Here is a 16,898-nt window from a genome sequence, read left to right on the forward strand (position 1 = left end):
TCTCTGTGAAAAATAACTACTAGATTTCATCGAGATATTGCCTAGTTTAATTAAGTACTAAATTATATAATATTGGTTATAATGGAGGATTAGTTATTTGATACAGCTTGTAAAAGAAAAATTTGACGTTACTCGTTTGCGATTTGTTTTACTCGGCCTGCTTGTGGGTTTAATGAGTGGCACCGTTGTTAGCTTATTTCGCTATTGTATTGAGATAGGGCTGCACTATAGTCGATTGGTATATAGATACTTACGAATCGCGCCGTTTGTTTGGTGGGAATGGGCATTGTTGATAGGCATCAACCTTGGTTTAGCGTTAATTGTGGCTCGACTTCTCAAGAGAGAACCTTATATCGCTGGTTCTGGAATTCCGCAAGTTGAAGGTCAATTGGCTGGTGAATTGGAAATGCACTGGTGGTCAATTCTTTGGCGAAAATTTATCGGTGGTATTCTGGCATTGGGACCTGGATTATTTCTCGGACGAGAAGGACCAGCGATTCAATTAAGTGCGTCAGTTGGTCAAGGTTTCGCTTCTGAGTTTAAGTTATCAGGAACTGATCGCCGACTACTAATTGCATCAGGCGCCGCTGCTGGATTAGCAGCAGCGTTTAATGCCCCCATTGCTGGAACTCTATTTGTCTTAGAAGAGATTTACCATAATTTTTCACCGCTGGTTTGGTTAACAGCATTAGCCGGAGCAATTGGTTCAAATCTTATTTCGCTGAATGTTTTCGGACTTGTTCCCGTGTTACATTTAAGTTATTCACGTAGTTTACCAGTATCAAATTATTGGCACTTAATTTTACTCGGCATTGTTTTGGGATTATTTGGTTACTTATATCAACGGGTCTTGTTAGTTATGCCTAGGTGGTATCATCAATTGACACATTTGCCACGCCCAATACAAGGTATCGTACCATTTCTGCTGGTAATTTTAGTTGGTTACTTTTCGCCAAATTTACTCGGTGGTGGTAATGGCTTAATTTTGGGATTTGGCCAGCATGTTCCACCTTTGTTTGTACTAATTGCAATTTTTATTATACGATTCGTCTTTTCAATGATTTCATATGGTTCCGGATTACCTGGCGGTATTTTCTTGCCGATTCTTTCTTTAGGTGCTGTGATTGGTGCGGTTTATGGCGTCTTAATGAATCAATTAGGATTATTATCGCATGTCTATATCATGAACCTAATCATTTTTTCCATGGCCGGTTACTTTGCTGGAATCGGAAAAGCTCCCTTCACAGCTATCTTGCTGGTAACAGAAATGGTTGGCAATTTAACACATTTAATGCCATTAGCAGTCATATCGTTAACTGCTTACCTTGTTGTTGATTTATTAGGCGGTGCACCAATCTATGAAGCATTGCTTAAGCAGATGACAATGCCTAAAACTGTTCAGCAACTTCATCGACCTGATCATTTGGAAATACCGGTTTTCTTTGGCAGTCCCTTAAACGGCAAAATGGTCCGAGACATGCCATGGCCTAAAGAAGCACTGCTCATTGGAATCCGGCGTGGCGAACAAGAAGTGATTCCACATGGTGACACCTTGATTCATGAAGGTGATACGTTAGTACTGTTAACTGATACAACCCAACGACCCCAAGTTAAACAACGGATTGATGCATTATTAGCAACCTTAGAAAAAAAGCACCAAGACTAAGTTAATAGGTAAATTGGTTTATCATAATGGTAGGTATCAGATTAAGTGGGTCCGTTGGCAGACATAAACATATTGGAAAACTATATACAAATACGGTGAAGTACGAAAAACGCTGAAACAGAATTAGTTGAACCTATTTTGAAAAATACAAAGATAAATAATATGCCGAAAATGCCTTGCTACCCAATTTTTCATAGTCATGCTATAATGTAGACAGAAAAGGAAGCCTTGCGCTAACAAGACTTCCTACGCAAGCCGCTTCAAAGGCGGTGGCGAAGTTAATAAGACAGCATTAAGCTACCCTGTAACCTACCAAAGTTACGCAGGGCGGCTTTTTTATTTGTGGTGCTTGTCGATATAGCTGAGTAGCGCGATTAAAAACGTGCCAAACAGCAACATCAACGAGAGTGCCTGGAAGACGCTCATTGACTGTGAAACCTTCCTGAAGATTATTCCATGTTCCCATGGCCTCACCTCGCAAGGGAAAAGACAGCCACCGCCCTTAAAACTTCTTGTTTAATCTATTATACAGTGGAAGCTAGAGATCAACCGATCTCTAACCAAAAACTAGTTTTGAGTTAATAGCCAATTGTCAGCTTGAACAATTGGCTTGTTAGTTTGAACGTCAGGTTTAATTTTATTATTGAAGAGTACTTGCCCATTATTTTTTTTGATCTTTTCAGCAGTTATGTTGACTTGAGCACCATTGTACATAGTGTACGTATCATTGATACTAGTATACCCAGCAGAGTCACCACCAAAAGTTTTAACGTTAGGATTGGTTTCAAGTGCTAAAGCTGTTAGCTCACCTGAACTAGCAGTCCATCGATTGAGTATCACCGCAACCGGCATTCCTGTGACTTTTTTTACCTTGCCGAGTTCTATCTTAGTTCCCATGTTGTTAGTAACACTCTCGTGTAAGGTTACACTCGTAGGATTGTTTGCCGAATTAACTATTTCAAATAATTTTCCATTAGGGACAACTGGCGAAATTCCAGCTAACATTGGGCCAATGTCACCACCTAGGTTATTCCTAAGATCAATGATAATACCCTTATATGTTTTACTAGTTAGCTTATAATAAATTGTGTTTGCGTATCTTTTTCCTTGTGATGATGATCCACTGAATTCTGGTAAGTGGACGTATAAGATATTATTTTTAACACTGCTAGTTGGGGCTTTGTATTGTGAAACTTCTTTTTTTACTTCTGATGGAGTTATCAAAGAAGCGTGCTTACCACCCTTAATTGCCAAGGCTTGTTTTAACAGTGGATAAATTTCTTTGTAGGTATGCTTATTTGAAATGTTATTGCGAATCTCTGTCATCCTATTTTTCTGCGCTTGATTTTCTGTATAGATCCCTGTGGACGATATTTTATTAAAAGCCAGCATGGCGTCTCTTTTAGGGGTTGGTGGGACCAAGTAGAAGTTAAAGTTAGGGCCATACTGATATCCTATGTATATTCCTCCAGAAATAATCACTAGCATAGTTACTATTAACGAGATAATTAATTTTTTGTGTTTTTTCAAAGAATTCACTCCTTAATCCTTAAAGATACTCACAATTTAATTTTAACACATTAGGGAATATGCTTAACCATCATGGGATATTTGTAAATGAGTTAGCTTCAAGAAGGGTCGCTATCTTACGTAATCGCTACTCCAATGAAGCTCACCACAAAAAAATATCAGACGTGGTTTTCTGGTTGCCATTGCCAGATGGAATCAGTGTTCTTTCGTTTAATACGGGAAAACGGGCAATGTAACATGGTAATTGCGTTACATTCGCGAGATTTCTGCTATCTTAAAAGTTAAGGAGGGCTATTAAATTGCAATTTGCTAATGTATTACGGAAAAAAAGAAAAGAACTGCACTTAACCCAGCAACAATTGGCTGATAAATTACATGTGACACGTCAAACGCTATCACGCTGGGAAAATAATTTAAGTTATCCAAATTTAGACACATTAGTAAATTTAAGTGAATTTTTAGCTGTTCCTCTAGATATCTTACTTAAAGGTGATGGAAATATTATGGTTAATAAAATTAGTCAAGATGTGCGGGATAAAAATAAATACAAACGCTACTTACTAATTGTGTTGAGAATTATTGTGCTACTGTTTTTATGGTTAAGTATATTAGGGTTTGGGCGTGCCACGCAAAATGAATGGATTGATCGCTTCAACCCTTTTTTGAGAGTTCAATATGGTTATGCGGTACTCCCTAATCAGGTACTAGAGAAGAAGGAAAAGACAACTATCATTGATAGTGATGGTAAAAACAAGCATGTTGCTGCTGTTAAAACCCCACAGCGAGTTGATGCGTTTGTAGCTGATGATCCTTTTGGTAGTGGTAGTTGGCTAAAGTTTTATACCGGACAATATAGTTCTAAACAGCGTTGGGCACTTGTTGCTCATAAAGGCTCCTATGTTTCAAATATTCGTCTGGTCTCTCGTGCGCAGATCCCCCTAATGATGCGTGAACAAACTGGTAATCATTATGTGGCTTACGATACTCATGCAGAACGACGGATTACTAAACGATTTCCGTGGTGGCCGTTTAATTAAGAAAATTAATGTTGATTAATCACATTAAAACTGCTAAAGAAGCTGATTAAAAATAGTCGAAATCCAGCTGTAGTCATGCTATAATAAAGGCATAAAAAGGAAGCCCCGCGTGAACAGGGCTTCCCATGTAGAGCCGTTTAAGACGGTGGCATTAATTAACGACTTAAAATAACCGCTAGCTGTGCCAAGCTAAGGCGGTTATTTTTTTTGCTGACTTTTGATCAGCTCAACAATTAATGCGATCAAGGCTACGATAAAAGTACCGAAAGCCAGCATTAATTGTAAAGCGTCCGCAACGGACACTTAGGCTACTCCTTTCGTTAGGAATTATGGGCTTTAAAGGATTAACACCATAAGCACCACCTCCGATCGGAAATAGCCACCGCCTTAACTTCTCTACAAGTTTTAATTATACAGGAAAAATATGTGTCGAACAGTTACTGCTCATCTTTATTTGTTACGTCACTAATTTTCATGCTTTTTTAAATACCACCAAGAGCCAAACCCACAAATGAGTGCGACGATCGGTCCTCCAATCACTAGTACCCATAGTGCTGTTGATTTAGGAATTGGTTGGTTTAGAAAAACGGAGAGGCCAGGAATTCGGGTACCAATTCCAAGTAGAGAATCAATCACAATAAAAATATAAACAATGATTAGAAACGGTAGCCGTTTACGCTCAGCTGTATAAATCATTGTTGTGATGGTAAGCAAAACGAGAATGGTTCCAATCCCATACCAGCCAGGTAAACTAATCGCAAGCGGCGTTTTTAAGAAGACGCTGCCAATAACGATACCAGCGAAAGTAATTGTTCCAAGCACGTAGCTGGCCAATTTTATCAACTTGTTTTTTTGATAAGTTTCTTGTCCAATTAACCACAAGACTACGAGTGAAAAAACAAAGCTAATTGTGCCGAGAATAATCAGTTTACCAAAATCTAAATTTGATGTTGGTAATACGATATTGGGAGTGGCAAATAAAAGGACATAACCAATCAAGATGTAACAAGCTAGTTTAAATGTTTCAAAGAATGATTTGGGTAATGTTTGGAGGATTTCATCAGCTAATGTTTGTGGATTTTTTCCAAAATAGTCTTCTGCGTTTTGACCATTGTTTTGAGCGTCAATTAAATCATGTAGGATTTCTAACAAAAGCTGTTCAACGTCCTTTTCTCGATTAAAGGTTGACTTCCCACGGATATAAGTTAGCAAATCTTCATAATACTTTTGATTTTCAGAGGTCAATTTTTTGCGAAGCAGGTTGTTAGCTTTGATCAAATTATCGCTATTCATTGGTCGTTCCTTCTTTCGTTGATTAGGTCATTAACGTTGATTGAGAGATTAGCCCATTGAGTTAGAAAGGTTTTTCGAGCTTGCTTCCCAGTGCTGGTTATATAGTAATATTTTCGTTGTGGGCCCTCTTTGGAAGGCTTAGTTTTACCGACAATCAGCCCTTTTCTCTCCATATTCATCAGCAGTGGATAAATTGTCCCCTTAGGAACGTCTGTAAAGCCATATTTTGAAAGTTCTTGGCTAATTGCATAACCATAATAAGGTTGATGATTAATTAGAAGTAGCAAACACCCTTGGAAAATACCTTTAAGCATTTGGCTGGAAATATCTGATTGGGACAAGTAATCACCTTCTTCACTACTTTGCATTGCATATTAGTAGCATAACATATCTAACTGGTTTGTAAAGCAAACTAGTTAGATATGTTTTAACAAGCGCTCAAATAGTCTGATTACTTAGACTGAATGGCTAAGATCATTATTACTTTTATTCCTCCACAAAGTCTAGTGTTGACTAGTTTACTTGACAATAGAGGCGCTACAATGGACAAAAACAAAATATTAAAAGCAGCTCAACTGGCAAAGGATGATGAAGGGAAAAGGAATACCATTTTAAAAAGTCAAAGTATTATATTTGGATTTTACTCGCTGGTTTTACTCTTCATGTTAATTATCCGGTTATTTCGGCATGAACCTCTTAGTGATGTGTTCTTTTTGATTTTACTTGGCAGGTTAGGCGTTGAAATAGCACAAGTCATCCAGAAACACTCTCTGGCATCTATTCTGACGTCGTTCTTCCTAATCGTAGCGGTCTTCTACACTGCATGGCTTGTGGTAATTGGAGGGTAGAAGTTGTCTTGAAAAACATAATTTTAGAAAATCACTTAAAAGTTGCGCGAGCAGAAAAGAGTCTGAATCAACCCCAACTAGCGAAGTTAGTTGGGGTTTCACGCCAAAAAATCAGCAATATCGAGACTGGTGAATTTGTACCGTCAGCAAAATTGGCACTGCTTTTATGTCTTGCTCTGGACAAGAAATTTGAAGCTTTGTTTTATTTTAAAGAAGAATAGGACCGAATTATAACATATAGCCACTAGGGTATACCCTAGTGGCCGTTTTTATTTCTGTGCTATACTAGGAAATACAGATGTTCATTAGAACTGTCCAAAAAGGAGAGCTAGAAATGGCTAAAATCGGTTATGCGCGTGTGAGTTCCAAGGAGCAACATTTAGATCGACAATTAGCGGCTTTAAAAGACGTTGATAAATTATTTACGGATAAATTAAGTGGGGCTAACACTAATCGGCCAGAACTGCAAAAAATGCTGGCCTATATTCGTGAGGGTGATATTGTAATGGTCACTGAATTAGATCGCTTAGGCAGAAACAACCATGATTTGACTAAGATCATGAACTCCATTCAAAATAAGGGTGCCACCCTAGATGTGTTAAATTTGCCGTCCATGACAGGGATTGCTGACCCAAATTTACGTCAACTGATGACCAACTTGATTATTGAACTCTATAAGTATCAGGCCGAAAGTGAACGTAAGCGAATCATTGAGCGCCAGCAACAAGGGATTGCCTTAGCTAAGCAGCAGGGTAAATATCATGGGCGTAAACCCCAATACACCCAAGACGATCCCCGCTTGCAACATGCTTTTAAACTTTATCAGGCAGGCATGAGTGATGTCGATGTTGCCCGTAATACAGGAATTAAACGGACAACCTTTATAAGGTATCGAAAGAAATTTAATGTTAAGGTAGATTGTAAATTATGAGCTTCTTTAAAGTGATTTCATTATGATGTATATGGCATAGTTGCTTTTCTTCGTATTTAGGATTAGTATTTTGCAATGCTATATTTCAATAATTAGCGTTGGGGGCAAGCAAATATGAATAAGCAACTAGAACGGGCTTTCAGCTGTGGGGTTCGAACCCTTTACCGCCTTTTCAAACGCGGTGTTTTGGGGTTGTCGACCAAAGATTTACCGATGCACGGCAAACGGCACCCTAATGGTTACATTGAACGCCGTGGGAAAGCGGGTCAATTGGGCAGGGATTTAAAGAATCGTTATCAGGACTATCCTAATTTTAATCAAGAATTCGGCCATTTAGAAGGTGACACGGTTCAAGGTAAAAACCATCAGGGTGCGGTAACCACGCTGGTTGAACGACAAACTAAGGTCGCAATTGTGCTGAATTCGCATACCAAGTCGGCACACGATGTCAATCGTAGTTTAGCAGGATGGCTTTCGAAGCTGCCACGACACCTATTTAAGTCAATTACGTTTGACAATGGTAAGGAGTTCGCCGGTTGGCGAACCATTGCTAACCAATTTGATTTAAATATTTACTTTGCCGCTGTCGGAGCACCCAATCAACGTGGTTTAAATGAGAACACCAATGGTCTGCTGCGTAAAGATGGTTTACGTCACAATCTTATTATGGACCAGCTATCAGATGGATTTGTTCAAGCAGTTGCCAGTCGACGAAACCACATCCCACGAAAAAGTTTGGGTTACCAGACACCTCTGGAAGCATTCATCAGTCAGATTACAGATGAACAGTTAAAAAATTTCTAACTTAATTTGACAATTCGGGAGATTAAAAACACTGCTTTTGGCTTCCGTAATTTGGAGAACTTTGTCAACCGTATTAAGATTCAACGCCAATGGCTTCACCCAGCACGTCAAACTGTGACGGTATAAAAAAGTACCTAGACCAATTAAGCTCCAGATACTTCATAAGGATTCCATCAACTTCACATGACAAATAACAAAAAAACTGGCATTGGTGTGGTCCAATGCCAGAAATTTTACAGCCAATATCATTTGTTTTTTAGATCATCAACAGTATTAATATTCTTCATATATTTGGGAACTGCCAACCCTGTTTGAGCACCCTTCAAATTTTTGCGCAATTGAACATACTTACCTTTGTACTTCTTGGCATACAAGCCCTGGGTAACTGGTAACTCAGCAGTCACGGAAGCGTCAGAACTACCATTAGCTATCGAATTCCACATAACTCCCACGTCTAACTGTTGCATTGTAGCTTTATATCCTTTTTGCTTCAACAAAGTCGTTACTAAAGTGGTTGCCGCAATTTCATAGTCATATGGTGTATAAACTAATTTAATTTTTTTGCCATGACCGTTTGGCACCCCCGCTGTCCATGCTTTGACTTGTTTAGGATGGTTTTTAATAAACTGATTGACAGCTTTTTGCTTATTCATGCCACCGTTTATGTTCAACATTACTGGATTTGACATTGAAATTGTCCAATGGAAATTCTTTAGTAACTTAGTAGCACCTGGATTATCTTTTTCCAACCCTTTACGTGTAATGGTGCGCATTGATTCACCATTACCATAAACATGTTTTGGATCTTTTAAAAATTTCAACGAATATTTAGCAACCATCCAGTGTGGCTGCCAGCCAGTAACAACGATAGGCTGTTTATTTTTAACTGCCTTGGATAACGTGCTAATCATCGCAGCTGTAGAACTTGGCATGATCTGCCAGTTAGCCTGTTTCAACTTATATTTTGACAACAATGTTTGTGTATTAGCCATTTCACCCGCACCAGCTTCGATCCCTGTAATCGTATAATTGATTTGCGGTCCTAACTTTTTATGTGAGTCGTATTCAGCTGGTTTAGCACAAGCACTAACTATGGCTGTCAAACATATAATCACTGTGGCCATTTGCAAATAACGGAGAATTCTTTTCTTCAAACTAATCATTCCCCCTTTATCTGGATGTTTTGTTGAACGATTGTGTGATTCGATCCAAAATAATAGCTACAATAACCACAGCAATTCCTGCGGCAAATCCTGCCCCGGCATCATTACGCCCCACAGCAAAGTAAACCTGAGTTCCTAAACCAAGGGCGCCAATCATTGATGCAATCACGACCATTGAAAGTCCAAGCATCATCGTTTGATTAATTCCGGACATTATTGTTGTTTTTGCTAGTGGTAACTGTAATTTGATTAGCTTTTGCCAGCTGGTCGAGCCAAAGGAATCCGCTACCTCGATCAAGTCACTTGGCACCTGCCGGATTCCCAAGTTTGTCATTCGCACTGTCGGTGGCGTCGCAAAAATCACTGAAGCCAACACCCCCGGTACCATCCCGATACCAAAAAATGAAACGGCCGGTATTAGATAAACAAACGCTGGCAAGGTCTGCATGAAGTCAAGAATTGGTTTGATTACGATCTCAGCTCTTGAACTTTTTGCCATCCAAATTCCAAGTGGAATCCCAACAACGATTGCAATCAAACTAGACGACAAAACTAACGTCAAGGTCTGGGTCATATCACGCCAGTATCCTAAGTTCCAGATCAATAACAGCCCCAAAACTTCAAACACCATGAAACTAATTTTCTTTTGTCCTCGTTTAACCCAGTACGTGAGTGCTAAGACCACCAAGATAAAGACCCATTGCGGCAAGAAGTCAAAAGCCCATTGAATACCGTCAATGATTACCTGGAAAAAGATCGTCACACTATTAAAAAATCCGGTAAATTGACTCAGCCAGTCAACACCTGAGTTGATCCAATCCGCTAAAGGTATTTTTCCAATATTCATTAAGCACTCACCTCTTCCCCAGCGATAGCCGCCAAAACAGAACTCCGTAGAATGATGCCTAGTAGATGATCGTCATCATCCAACACGACATAAGGAATTGCTGCCTTCGAAATATCGTTAATCAATGCATTGATTGGCATATCCACACTTGTCTTAGGCACGTCTGTCCTAAGAACTGACTTCAGGTCTTCACTGCCCTTCTTAATCAGATCCGAAACATCATGCGCATCGGCAAAACCCACGAATTTGTTGTCATTATCAACCACGTATATTGAAGAGATATCGTTGGCTCGCATTCTCCGCAAAGCCACCCGTGGTCCAGCCTTTCCAATATTAACCACCTGGGCCTGCGTCATTACACTACTTGCCGTCAGGACCTTTGTCCGGTCGACCCCTTCGATGAAGCGTTCTACGTAATCATTAGCCGGGTGAGTCAAAATATCTTCCGGATTGTCAATTTGTTCGATATGGCCATCACGCATGATCATAATCCTATCCCCTAATTTCAAAGCTTCGTTCAGGTCATGGCTAATAAAAATGATCGTTTTATGCATTTTTTCTTGAATTTGCAATAACAAATCCTGCATTTCTTTCCGATATAACGGATCCAAGGCCGAAAATGCCTCGTCCATCAACAGAATCTCGGCATCATTGGCCAAAGCGCGCGCGAGACCAACCCGCTGCTGCATCCCGCCTGATAACTGATCTGGATATTGGTCGTCATACCCGGTCAAGCCGACTAGTGTCAATGCTTCATGAGCTTTCCTGTTTCGTACATCTAACGGAAACTTTTTAAGCTCCAATCCATAAGCCGCATTTTGTAATACGGACTTATGCGGAAACAAGGCAAAATTTTGAAAAACCATGCCGATCTTATCTTGGCGCAAGTGACGTAATTCTTCCTTACTGAGGCCCATCACACCTTGTTCATCGATTTCAATATCCCCATCAGTCGAATTTATCAAGCGGTTGATCATTCGGATAATCGTAGACTTTCCACTTCCAGACAGCCCCATGATTACAAACAGTTCACCTTCATTAACAGCAAAACTAGCTTGATTAACTCCAACAGTACAACCTGTCTGCGAAAGGATCTCTGCTTTAGACTTTCCCTCACGCAACAATTTTTTTGCTAGAGATATTTGTTTTCCAAAAATCTTAGTTACATTTTTAACTTTAACTTTTTCCACCAACATACACCTCCATGTATTACCATGTTACCCAGATTATTATTCATAAGGAATAATAATCTGGATAACATGGTGTATAACGCTATGAATGAGTCAAAATAAAATTTACATTTTTTATATTCACCAATTTGTTCTAAACCAAGAAATTAGCACCATATCCAACCAATTTCATCTTACTCAACCTTCATAAGGCGTTCAAAAACTTCTTGGTTACCTAAAAGTACTATAATCCACTATATCAAAATTTTGATTTTTTTAAAAGTCTCCAGCTTTAGAACGTGATTAGAATTTTTTTAATAGGCAAATTCTATAATTAATCCGAACAAAATAAAAAAGCCCAAAGCAATCTCTTACAATGGTCATAGTTAATTCCAACCAACTATAAGAAGTGATCCCTTTGGGTACCTTTACACTTATTTTGATTCAACTTGACTTACAAGTGAGGTTTTACAAGTAACCAACTGTTAGATCAATTTCAAAGCAAACGCACAGTGATAAATTTTACTTATGGGAAACAATACCATCAATTCTGCCATCATGATGCCGACAAGCTTGCTTATATTAACAATGTTCCTAATCTGCTTTCACAAAGGTCACATGCAAACCGCCATCGGCAAGTTGTTTAACCGCTTTGATTTTGAACGTATCCTGTACCGTGGTACCCAGCGTATCAAAGGCCGCCTTTTTCGTGCTATCGCCTCTAACATGCGGTGCAATGACTAAGGAAATTTCATCCACAAAATGAGTTTTTAGAAAGGCCCCGTTGATCACGGCACCACCACACACTGCCAAGGTGTCAATCTGATAATGTTGTTTTAATTTCCGCAACACGTCTTCAAAGTTAAAGTCCGTCTCGCCACTAACAATGTATGGAATCTCTAACGACTGCAAATAAGCCAAGTACGCCTTTTTGACTGGTTTAGTCACCACTTCAATCGTATGCATTCTTCGATGATTATTGTAATCAAAATAATTCACATTCCAACCGTCTTTGTCCTTCCGATCAAAAGCGATGGTCCAAGTCTCTGATTTAATATTGGGTAACCAATCTTGATAATCTATTCCGGTAATATCGTACTGACTTAAATCTGGATGGCCAGCAGCCGCGTACATTTGAATAGTTTCACGACCATTGCCATCAGCATTACTCAAACGAAATAGTTCGTCGGAATAATATCGGTTCGAATCAGCGTTTCCATACGAACCATCAATTTTCCCATCAATCGAAACGTACATGTGAACAACAACTTTACTACGATCCATCTTAACTTCGCCCTCCCTGTGAGTAATCCATATCAATAGTCCTATGATAGGCCTTAAAGCGAACTTTAAGTCAAGCAGTTTTAAAATGAAGAATAGCCCAGCAATTCAGTTAAGTGAATTACTGGGCTATTCTGCCATACATCGACTACCGTGTGTAAATGAAAATTCTATTTTCCAGCCAAGAAGTCAGTTGATACTACCATTGAAAGTTTCCAGGCTTGTTCGGATTAAATTTGCAATCTACCACGTCTAAGGTGGTCACCAGAAATGATAGCTTACGAATTTAAACTAGCGACTAAATCAATTTATAATTGGTTAAATCAAGGGAAAATTGAGTTTTCTTTAAATGATTTGCCTGAACATGGCGTGCGCCAACGGCGTAACCTTGACCACCGTTCTAAATATAATCAATCATTAGGACGGTCAATTGAACAGCGACCCATCGTGGTTAATCGACGTAATCGCATCGGTGATTTTGAATTAGATACAATTGTTGGCCCCCGTGGGCATAGTAAGGCAGTTTTATTAACCTTAATCGATCGCAAATCACGTTTCCTTTGGGCCTACCAATTAAAAAAACGGACGGCAGTAACTGTTAATGAAGCACTAACTAAGTTCCTAACCACTTTTAATGGTCCGGTGCATAGTTTTACGGTGGACCGTGGCACTGAGTTTAGCGGTCTAGTATCACTTGAAGCACAATACGGTATTAAGACCTATTACTGCCATGCTTATACGCCAGCTGAACGTGGTAGTAATGAACGATTTAATCGGAACTTACGCTATTTTTATCCTAAGGGGACTTATTTTGAGCACATTAGTGCTCAAGGCTTGAAAACCACCTTACTCGAAATTAATCAGAGACCACTTAAAATACTTGACTGGCAAACACTTTATCAGGTCATGCTGACCAATTTGTCAAAAAATTCGGATTAAATTTGCAATCTACCTTGTGGTAAACACCATTTTAAAGGAAGCTGATCTTTTTTGTCCGAACAGCGTTCGGATTAATTTTACAATCTACCATAAGTTAACATCTTGTATATCAGTGAAACTCGGTAAACTTAAAACATCTAGTGTGGCTTCCTTTTGTTGAATCAAGTTAATGGTGGCAGTAATGTCCTGAGCATTTCTACCAAGTCGATCTAAATCCAAAACAGTGACAATATCTTTTTCACGAATGAACTCTAACATTTTTTGCAATTCAGGGCGATTTTGAACTGATTTTCCGGAAACTTTTTCCTGAAATATTTTCTCTACACCAGACTTTTTTAGAGCTTCAATCTGCCGAGCTAAATTCTGATTTTCAGACGACACCCTAGCATAACCAATTTTCATATATTTGCCTTCTTATCATATTAATTCTGACGTCAGTTTCTGGGCAACTACTCAACTAGTTGATCTGATTAAGATTTAAAAGTTACTGTGTCACACTCTAATGTCTCACACGTTTGATCTATTATATCACAGCTCAGGAAGGAGACATTAGGGTACATCGTAACGTAACGGATTGGGGGATTCGAGATAACTTCTTAACTGGACGGGTTCAATATTGGTATAACCAGCATCATCAAAGTATTGGTAGTACCAAAATATTATCTAATCTCAGAAAAGACCCGGCCGTCACCGAACAGGTGACGTTAAAGCAAGTTAAGCGGATTATGAGCAAGCTAGGCATTCGTTGCCAGGTTCATCAGAAAAAGCATTCACGAATCAAACAACAGGAGCAATACTTACAAGATAATGTTTTAAATCAGCGTTTTAGCGTTAACCAACCAAACCAGGTTTGGTTAGCTGATTCAACGGAATTGACCTATGGTGTTAACGGTCAGTATAAAGTGCGTTTGAGTGGCGCGCTGGATCTTTACGGTCGCCATCTAATTGCCCATAAATTAAGTGAAACTGAAACTTCGAAGGCAAAAGTTCAGGTTTTTCAACGGGCCTTTAATTTTGCGGGTGACGTCCACCCTGTAGTGCATACTGACCGAGGTTCGGCATGCACATCAGGAACATTCAATAACTTTTTGGCGCAACATGAAGTCACCCGTAGTATGTCACAACCAGGAATGCCGTATGATAACGCACCAATGGAACGTTGGTGGAACGAGTTCAAATTGCGCTGGATTGATCGACACGCTAAACCAGTTACCTATAAAGAATTAGTGGCCTTGGTCGAAGAAGGCATCAACTATTTTAATCAACTAGATTGTTCACCAGCAAGAAACGACCTCACCCCAGCTGAATACTGGAATGAGGCCGTTTAAGCAAAGCAAAACTTATATTATTTCAAATGACAACTTGACAGGGACTAGTACAACTCAGGGGCTTTACTTTAATATTTCCTGTAGATATTAGCCTTTTTTAAATTTTAATTATGCCTAGAAGCCTATGTTAGAAGTCATAGTCGCCGCTACTCATAGCTTCAGCATTACCCATTAGATAGCCAGCACCAACTTGTGAGAAGAAATCATGATTGGCCGTTTCGGTTGAAATTCCGTTCATTACGATTGGGTTGATATCTTTAATCTCAGCATTGGGGAAGCGGGATTCAAAGCCCATATTTTGGAGCGCCTTGTTGGCGTTGTAGTGAACGAATTGTTTAACGTCTTCCGCTAACCCAATCGGCGCGTAAACTTCTTCGGTGAACGCAAACTCGTTCTCAAGGAGATCGTCGAGCAACTCATCCATCCACTTTTTGAATGTTTTTTGTTCAGTCGCCGATAGCTCGTTATATCCCAATTGAAATTTGTAGCCGAGGTAAGTACCATGAACAGATTCATCGCGGATCACCAGTTTGATGACTTCAGAAAGATTTGCCAGCTTATTGTTACCACGGTACCAAAGTGGGGTAAAAAAGTTGGTGTAGTACAAAATTCCTTCAAGAAAGACGCTTGCAACTTTCTTTTCAAGGTTGTTTCCCGTTTGATAAATATCATTGATCCGTTTGGCTTTGTATTGCATTCTGGGATTATTGTTCATCCATTTGAATACTTCGTCAACAGTGGCTTGATCGTTCAAAGATGTCAAAATAGTGCCGTAGCTTTTGGCATGAATTGACTCCATCATCAAAAAGTCATTGAGGACTGCTGCTTCTTTTCGTGTCCGAACGTCTGGCCGCATCACGTCGACTCCTTCTTCAGATTGGAGTGTGTCCAGCAAGGCTAATCCACCCACAACCCGATTGATAACCGATTTTTCGGTGCCAGAGAGTGTCCGCCAGTCCCGTAAATCATTAGAAACAGGTACTCGCGTATCCAGCCAGTATTGTGCCGTTGCTTTATCCCATACATATTCGTCAAGTTCGTCTTCGATGATGTCCCAATTAATTGTTTTATAGCTCATTAGTTGAACACTCCTTAAAAGTCGTAGTCGTCATCGGTCATTTTTTCAGTGTCCGATTCATTGTTTGCAGCCGTTACCTGTTGCAAAAATTGATTTTGGTCAATCATCAGTTCTTTGAGTTGCGCCACTAGTGAAGACGGTTGAACTTCGTAGACAGCGTTAAAGCCAAGTGACATTAATGCATGATTGGCACCATAGGAGGCCAGATTGATGGCTTCGGTGGCATCGTCAAGGTTAGCTTCTAAGAAGTCTTTTTCAGTTTGCATGAGTTGATCAAACTGTGTATTAATCCAATACTGCAGTTCGGTTTGATCACTTACAGTGAGTTCTTCAAATCTGAGGCGAAATTTGTAACCAATATAAGCACTAAAAAGGGCGCTACCGCGGAGAATATTAGCCAACATTTGGTAAGTATTGACGAGAGCCTGTGTTTGAAGTATTGTCCAGTATTTACCAAACGAGAGCCCAGTTTCAGTCAGAATAAAAAGGGCTTTTTTCTGTAAGGCCATATCGCTAGTGCTCATTTGGACTAGTTGGTCAATTTCAGCTTGCAGATTGGCATTATCATCTGCCCAAGTAAAACTTTCACCGCCGTTACCCGGAATCAGAGCCCGGAAAATGGTCGTACAGCTTTTGGCATGGACTGATTTCATAAAGGTAATGGTGTTTAATACGGATTCTTCTTGTTGAGTTCGCCGATCGTGGCGAATAGCAGGGGTGCCAACTTCTGATTGGTAGACGGCTAACATTGATGTACCTGCCAACATACGAGTAATGGCCTGTTGTCGAGTATCTGATAGCTGTTGCCAAGCCGTTTGATCATTCGTGATGGGAATCCGAATGTCCAACCAAAAGTTAGTGGTGAGTCGTTCCCACGTGTATTTATCGAAATTATCTTTAATATCATCCCAGTTAATTGCTTTGTAGTATAAATAGTCCATCGTTATTTGTTCGTCTCCTTAATTAGGATTCATGGGTATATGG

18 protein-coding genes and 2 pseudogenes are annotated in these 16,898 nt (G+C 39.6%); 8 read left to right on the forward strand and 12 right to left on the reverse strand.

The features are described from left to right. Positions 1 to 97: 97 nt before the first annotated feature. Entirely contained in the window at positions 98 to 1,666 is a 1,569-nt protein-coding gene (locus AB3219_RS02620; protein ID WP_367369274.1) for a chloride channel protein, read from the forward strand. 336 nt (positions 1,667 to 2,002) lie between these two features. Here AB3219_RS02620 and AB3219_RS02625 read toward each other — a convergent pair whose 3' ends face one another. Together AB3219_RS02625 and AB3219_RS02630 are read right to left on the reverse strand one after the other, a co-directional pair. Beyond that, positions 2,003 to 2,092, reverse strand: coding sequence for a putative holin-like toxin (locus AB3219_RS02625; protein ID WP_107696660.1), 90 nt, complete (start codon positions 2,090 to 2,092; stop codon positions 2,003 to 2,005). 141 nt (positions 2,093 to 2,233) lie between these two features. Continuing rightward, positions 2,234 to 3,205: a S41 family peptidase gene (locus AB3219_RS02630; RefSeq protein ID WP_125574562.1), complete on the reverse strand. Its 972-nt coding sequence runs from the start codon at positions 3,203 to 3,205 to the stop codon at positions 2,234 to 2,236. Positions 3,206 to 3,495: 290 nt separating this feature from the next. Here AB3219_RS02630 and AB3219_RS02635 point away from each other — a divergent pair, with 290 nt between their 5' ends. Next, positions 3,496 to 4,233 carry a helix-turn-helix domain-containing protein gene (locus AB3219_RS02635; RefSeq protein ID WP_125574563.1) on the forward strand — a complete coding sequence of 246 codons (738 nt, stop codon included), beginning with the start codon at positions 3,496 to 3,498 and terminating at the stop codon, positions 4,231 to 4,233. Positions 4,234 to 4,431: 198 nt separating this feature from the next. On the opposite strand, the gene AB3219_RS02640 is transcribed toward AB3219_RS02635, so the two are convergent. The 3 genes from AB3219_RS02640 to AB3219_RS02650 all read right to left on the reverse strand — a co-directional run bounded on the left by AB3219_RS02640 (position 4,432) and on the right by AB3219_RS02650 (position 5,894). Beyond that, positions 4,432 to 4,536, reverse strand: a complete 105-nt coding sequence (locus tag AB3219_RS02640) for a putative holin-like toxin (protein WP_016378676.1) — start codon at positions 4,534 to 4,536, stop codon at positions 4,432 to 4,434. A 162-nt stretch (positions 4,537 to 4,698) separates the two neighbouring features. Then, positions 4,699 to 5,526, reverse strand: a complete 828-nt coding sequence (locus AB3219_RS02645) for a hypothetical protein (protein WP_064523805.1) — start codon at positions 5,524 to 5,526, stop codon at positions 4,699 to 4,701. Beyond that, positions 5,523 to 5,894: a PadR family transcriptional regulator gene (locus AB3219_RS02650; protein ID WP_236944819.1), complete on the reverse strand. Its 372-nt coding sequence runs from the start codon at positions 5,892 to 5,894 to the stop codon at positions 5,523 to 5,525. Before AB3219_RS02650 ends, AB3219_RS02645 begins: the two co-directional genes overlap by 4 nt. Positions 5,895 to 5,990: 96 nt before the next feature. On the opposite strand from AB3219_RS02650, the gene AB3219_RS02655 reads away from it, so the two are divergent. The 4 genes and pseudogenes from AB3219_RS02655 to AB3219_RS02670 all read left to right on the forward strand — a co-directional run. Next, positions 5,991 to 6,374, forward strand: a complete 384-nt coding sequence (locus tag AB3219_RS02655) for a DUF6442 family protein (RefSeq protein WP_236944818.1) — start codon at positions 5,991 to 5,993, stop codon at positions 6,372 to 6,374. Further along, positions 6,350 to 6,595, forward strand: a complete 246-nt coding sequence (locus AB3219_RS02660; protein WP_367369275.1) for a helix-turn-helix transcriptional regulator — start codon at positions 6,350 to 6,352, stop codon at positions 6,593 to 6,595. The genes AB3219_RS02655 and AB3219_RS02660 overlap by 25 nt, the downstream gene beginning before the upstream one ends. Positions 6,596 to 6,708: 113 nt before the next feature. Beyond that, positions 6,709 to 7,305 carry a recombinase family protein gene (locus AB3219_RS02665; protein WP_020923832.1) on the forward strand — a complete coding sequence of 199 codons (597 nt, stop codon included), beginning with the start codon at positions 6,709 to 6,711 and terminating at the stop codon, positions 7,303 to 7,305. A gap of 129 nt (positions 7,306 to 7,434) precedes the next feature. Continuing rightward, a pseudogene (locus AB3219_RS02670) lies at positions 7,435 to 8,109 on the forward strand (IS30 family transposase); the annotation flags it as partial. Between the two features lie 245 nt (positions 8,110 to 8,354). On the opposite strand, the gene AB3219_RS02675 reads toward AB3219_RS02670, so the two are convergent. The 4 genes from AB3219_RS02675 to AB3219_RS02690 all read right to left on the reverse strand — a co-directional run bounded on the left by AB3219_RS02675 (position 8,355) and on the right by AB3219_RS02690 (position 12,572). Next, positions 8,355 to 9,272 (reverse strand): glycine betaine ABC transporter substrate-binding protein, encoded by a 918-nt coding sequence (locus tag AB3219_RS02675; RefSeq protein WP_034546226.1) that lies wholly within the window; start codon positions 9,270 to 9,272, stop codon positions 8,355 to 8,357. Positions 9,273 to 9,279: 7 nt separating this feature from the next. Continuing rightward, positions 9,280 to 10,119 carry a proline/glycine betaine ABC transporter permease gene (locus tag AB3219_RS02680; RefSeq protein WP_260365942.1) on the reverse strand — a complete coding sequence of 280 codons (840 nt, stop codon included), beginning with the start codon at positions 10,117 to 10,119 and terminating at the stop codon, positions 9,280 to 9,282. Further along, complete coding sequence (locus AB3219_RS02685; protein WP_216754493.1) at positions 10,119 to 11,312, reverse strand: glycine betaine/L-proline ABC transporter ATP-binding protein; 1,194 nt, start codon at positions 11,310 to 11,312, stop codon at positions 10,119 to 10,121. The genes AB3219_RS02680 and AB3219_RS02685 overlap by 1 nt, the downstream gene beginning before the upstream one ends. A 570-nt stretch (positions 11,313 to 11,882) precedes the next feature. Continuing rightward, positions 11,883 to 12,572 carry a dihydrofolate reductase family protein gene (locus AB3219_RS02690; protein WP_216754492.1) on the reverse strand — a complete coding sequence of 230 codons (690 nt, stop codon included), beginning with the start codon at positions 12,570 to 12,572 and terminating at the stop codon, positions 11,883 to 11,885. Positions 12,573 to 12,818: 246 nt separating this feature from the next. Here AB3219_RS02690 and AB3219_RS02695 point away from each other — a divergent pair. Then, positions 12,819 to 13,508, forward strand: a pseudogene (locus tag AB3219_RS02695) (IS30 family transposase); the annotation flags it as partial. 84 nt (positions 13,509 to 13,592) lie between these two features. Here AB3219_RS02695 and AB3219_RS02700 read toward each other — a convergent pair. Then, a complete protein-coding gene (locus AB3219_RS02700) occupies positions 13,593 to 13,910 on the reverse strand; it encodes a recombinase family protein (RefSeq protein ID WP_367369276.1) in 318 nt (105 codons plus the stop codon). A 113-nt stretch (positions 13,911 to 14,023) separates the two neighbouring features. Between AB3219_RS02700 and AB3219_RS02705 the strand changes: the two genes are divergently transcribed. Further along, a complete protein-coding gene (locus AB3219_RS02705) occupies positions 14,024 to 14,836 on the forward strand; it encodes an IS3 family transposase (protein WP_260365731.1) in 813 nt (270 codons plus the stop codon). Between the two features lie 127 nt (positions 14,837 to 14,963). Here AB3219_RS02705 and nrdF read toward each other — a convergent pair whose 3' ends face one another. Next, complete coding sequence (gene nrdF, locus AB3219_RS02710) at positions 14,964 to 15,914, reverse strand: class 1b ribonucleoside-diphosphate reductase subunit beta (RefSeq protein ID WP_020923860.1); 951 nt, start codon at positions 15,912 to 15,914, stop codon at positions 14,964 to 14,966. Between the two features lie 14 nt (positions 15,915 to 15,928). Further along, positions 15,929 to 16,855 (reverse strand): ribonucleotide-diphosphate reductase subunit beta, encoded by a 927-nt coding sequence (locus tag AB3219_RS02715; protein WP_260289871.1) that lies wholly within the window; start codon positions 16,853 to 16,855, stop codon positions 15,929 to 15,931. Between the last annotated feature and the right edge of the window lie 43 nt (positions 16,856 to 16,898).

The sequence above is a fragment of the Pediococcus ethanolidurans genome (assembly GCF_964062635.1).
GTDB classification, from domain to species: Bacteria; Bacillota; Bacilli; order Lactobacillales; family Lactobacillaceae; genus Pediococcus; species Pediococcus ethanolidurans.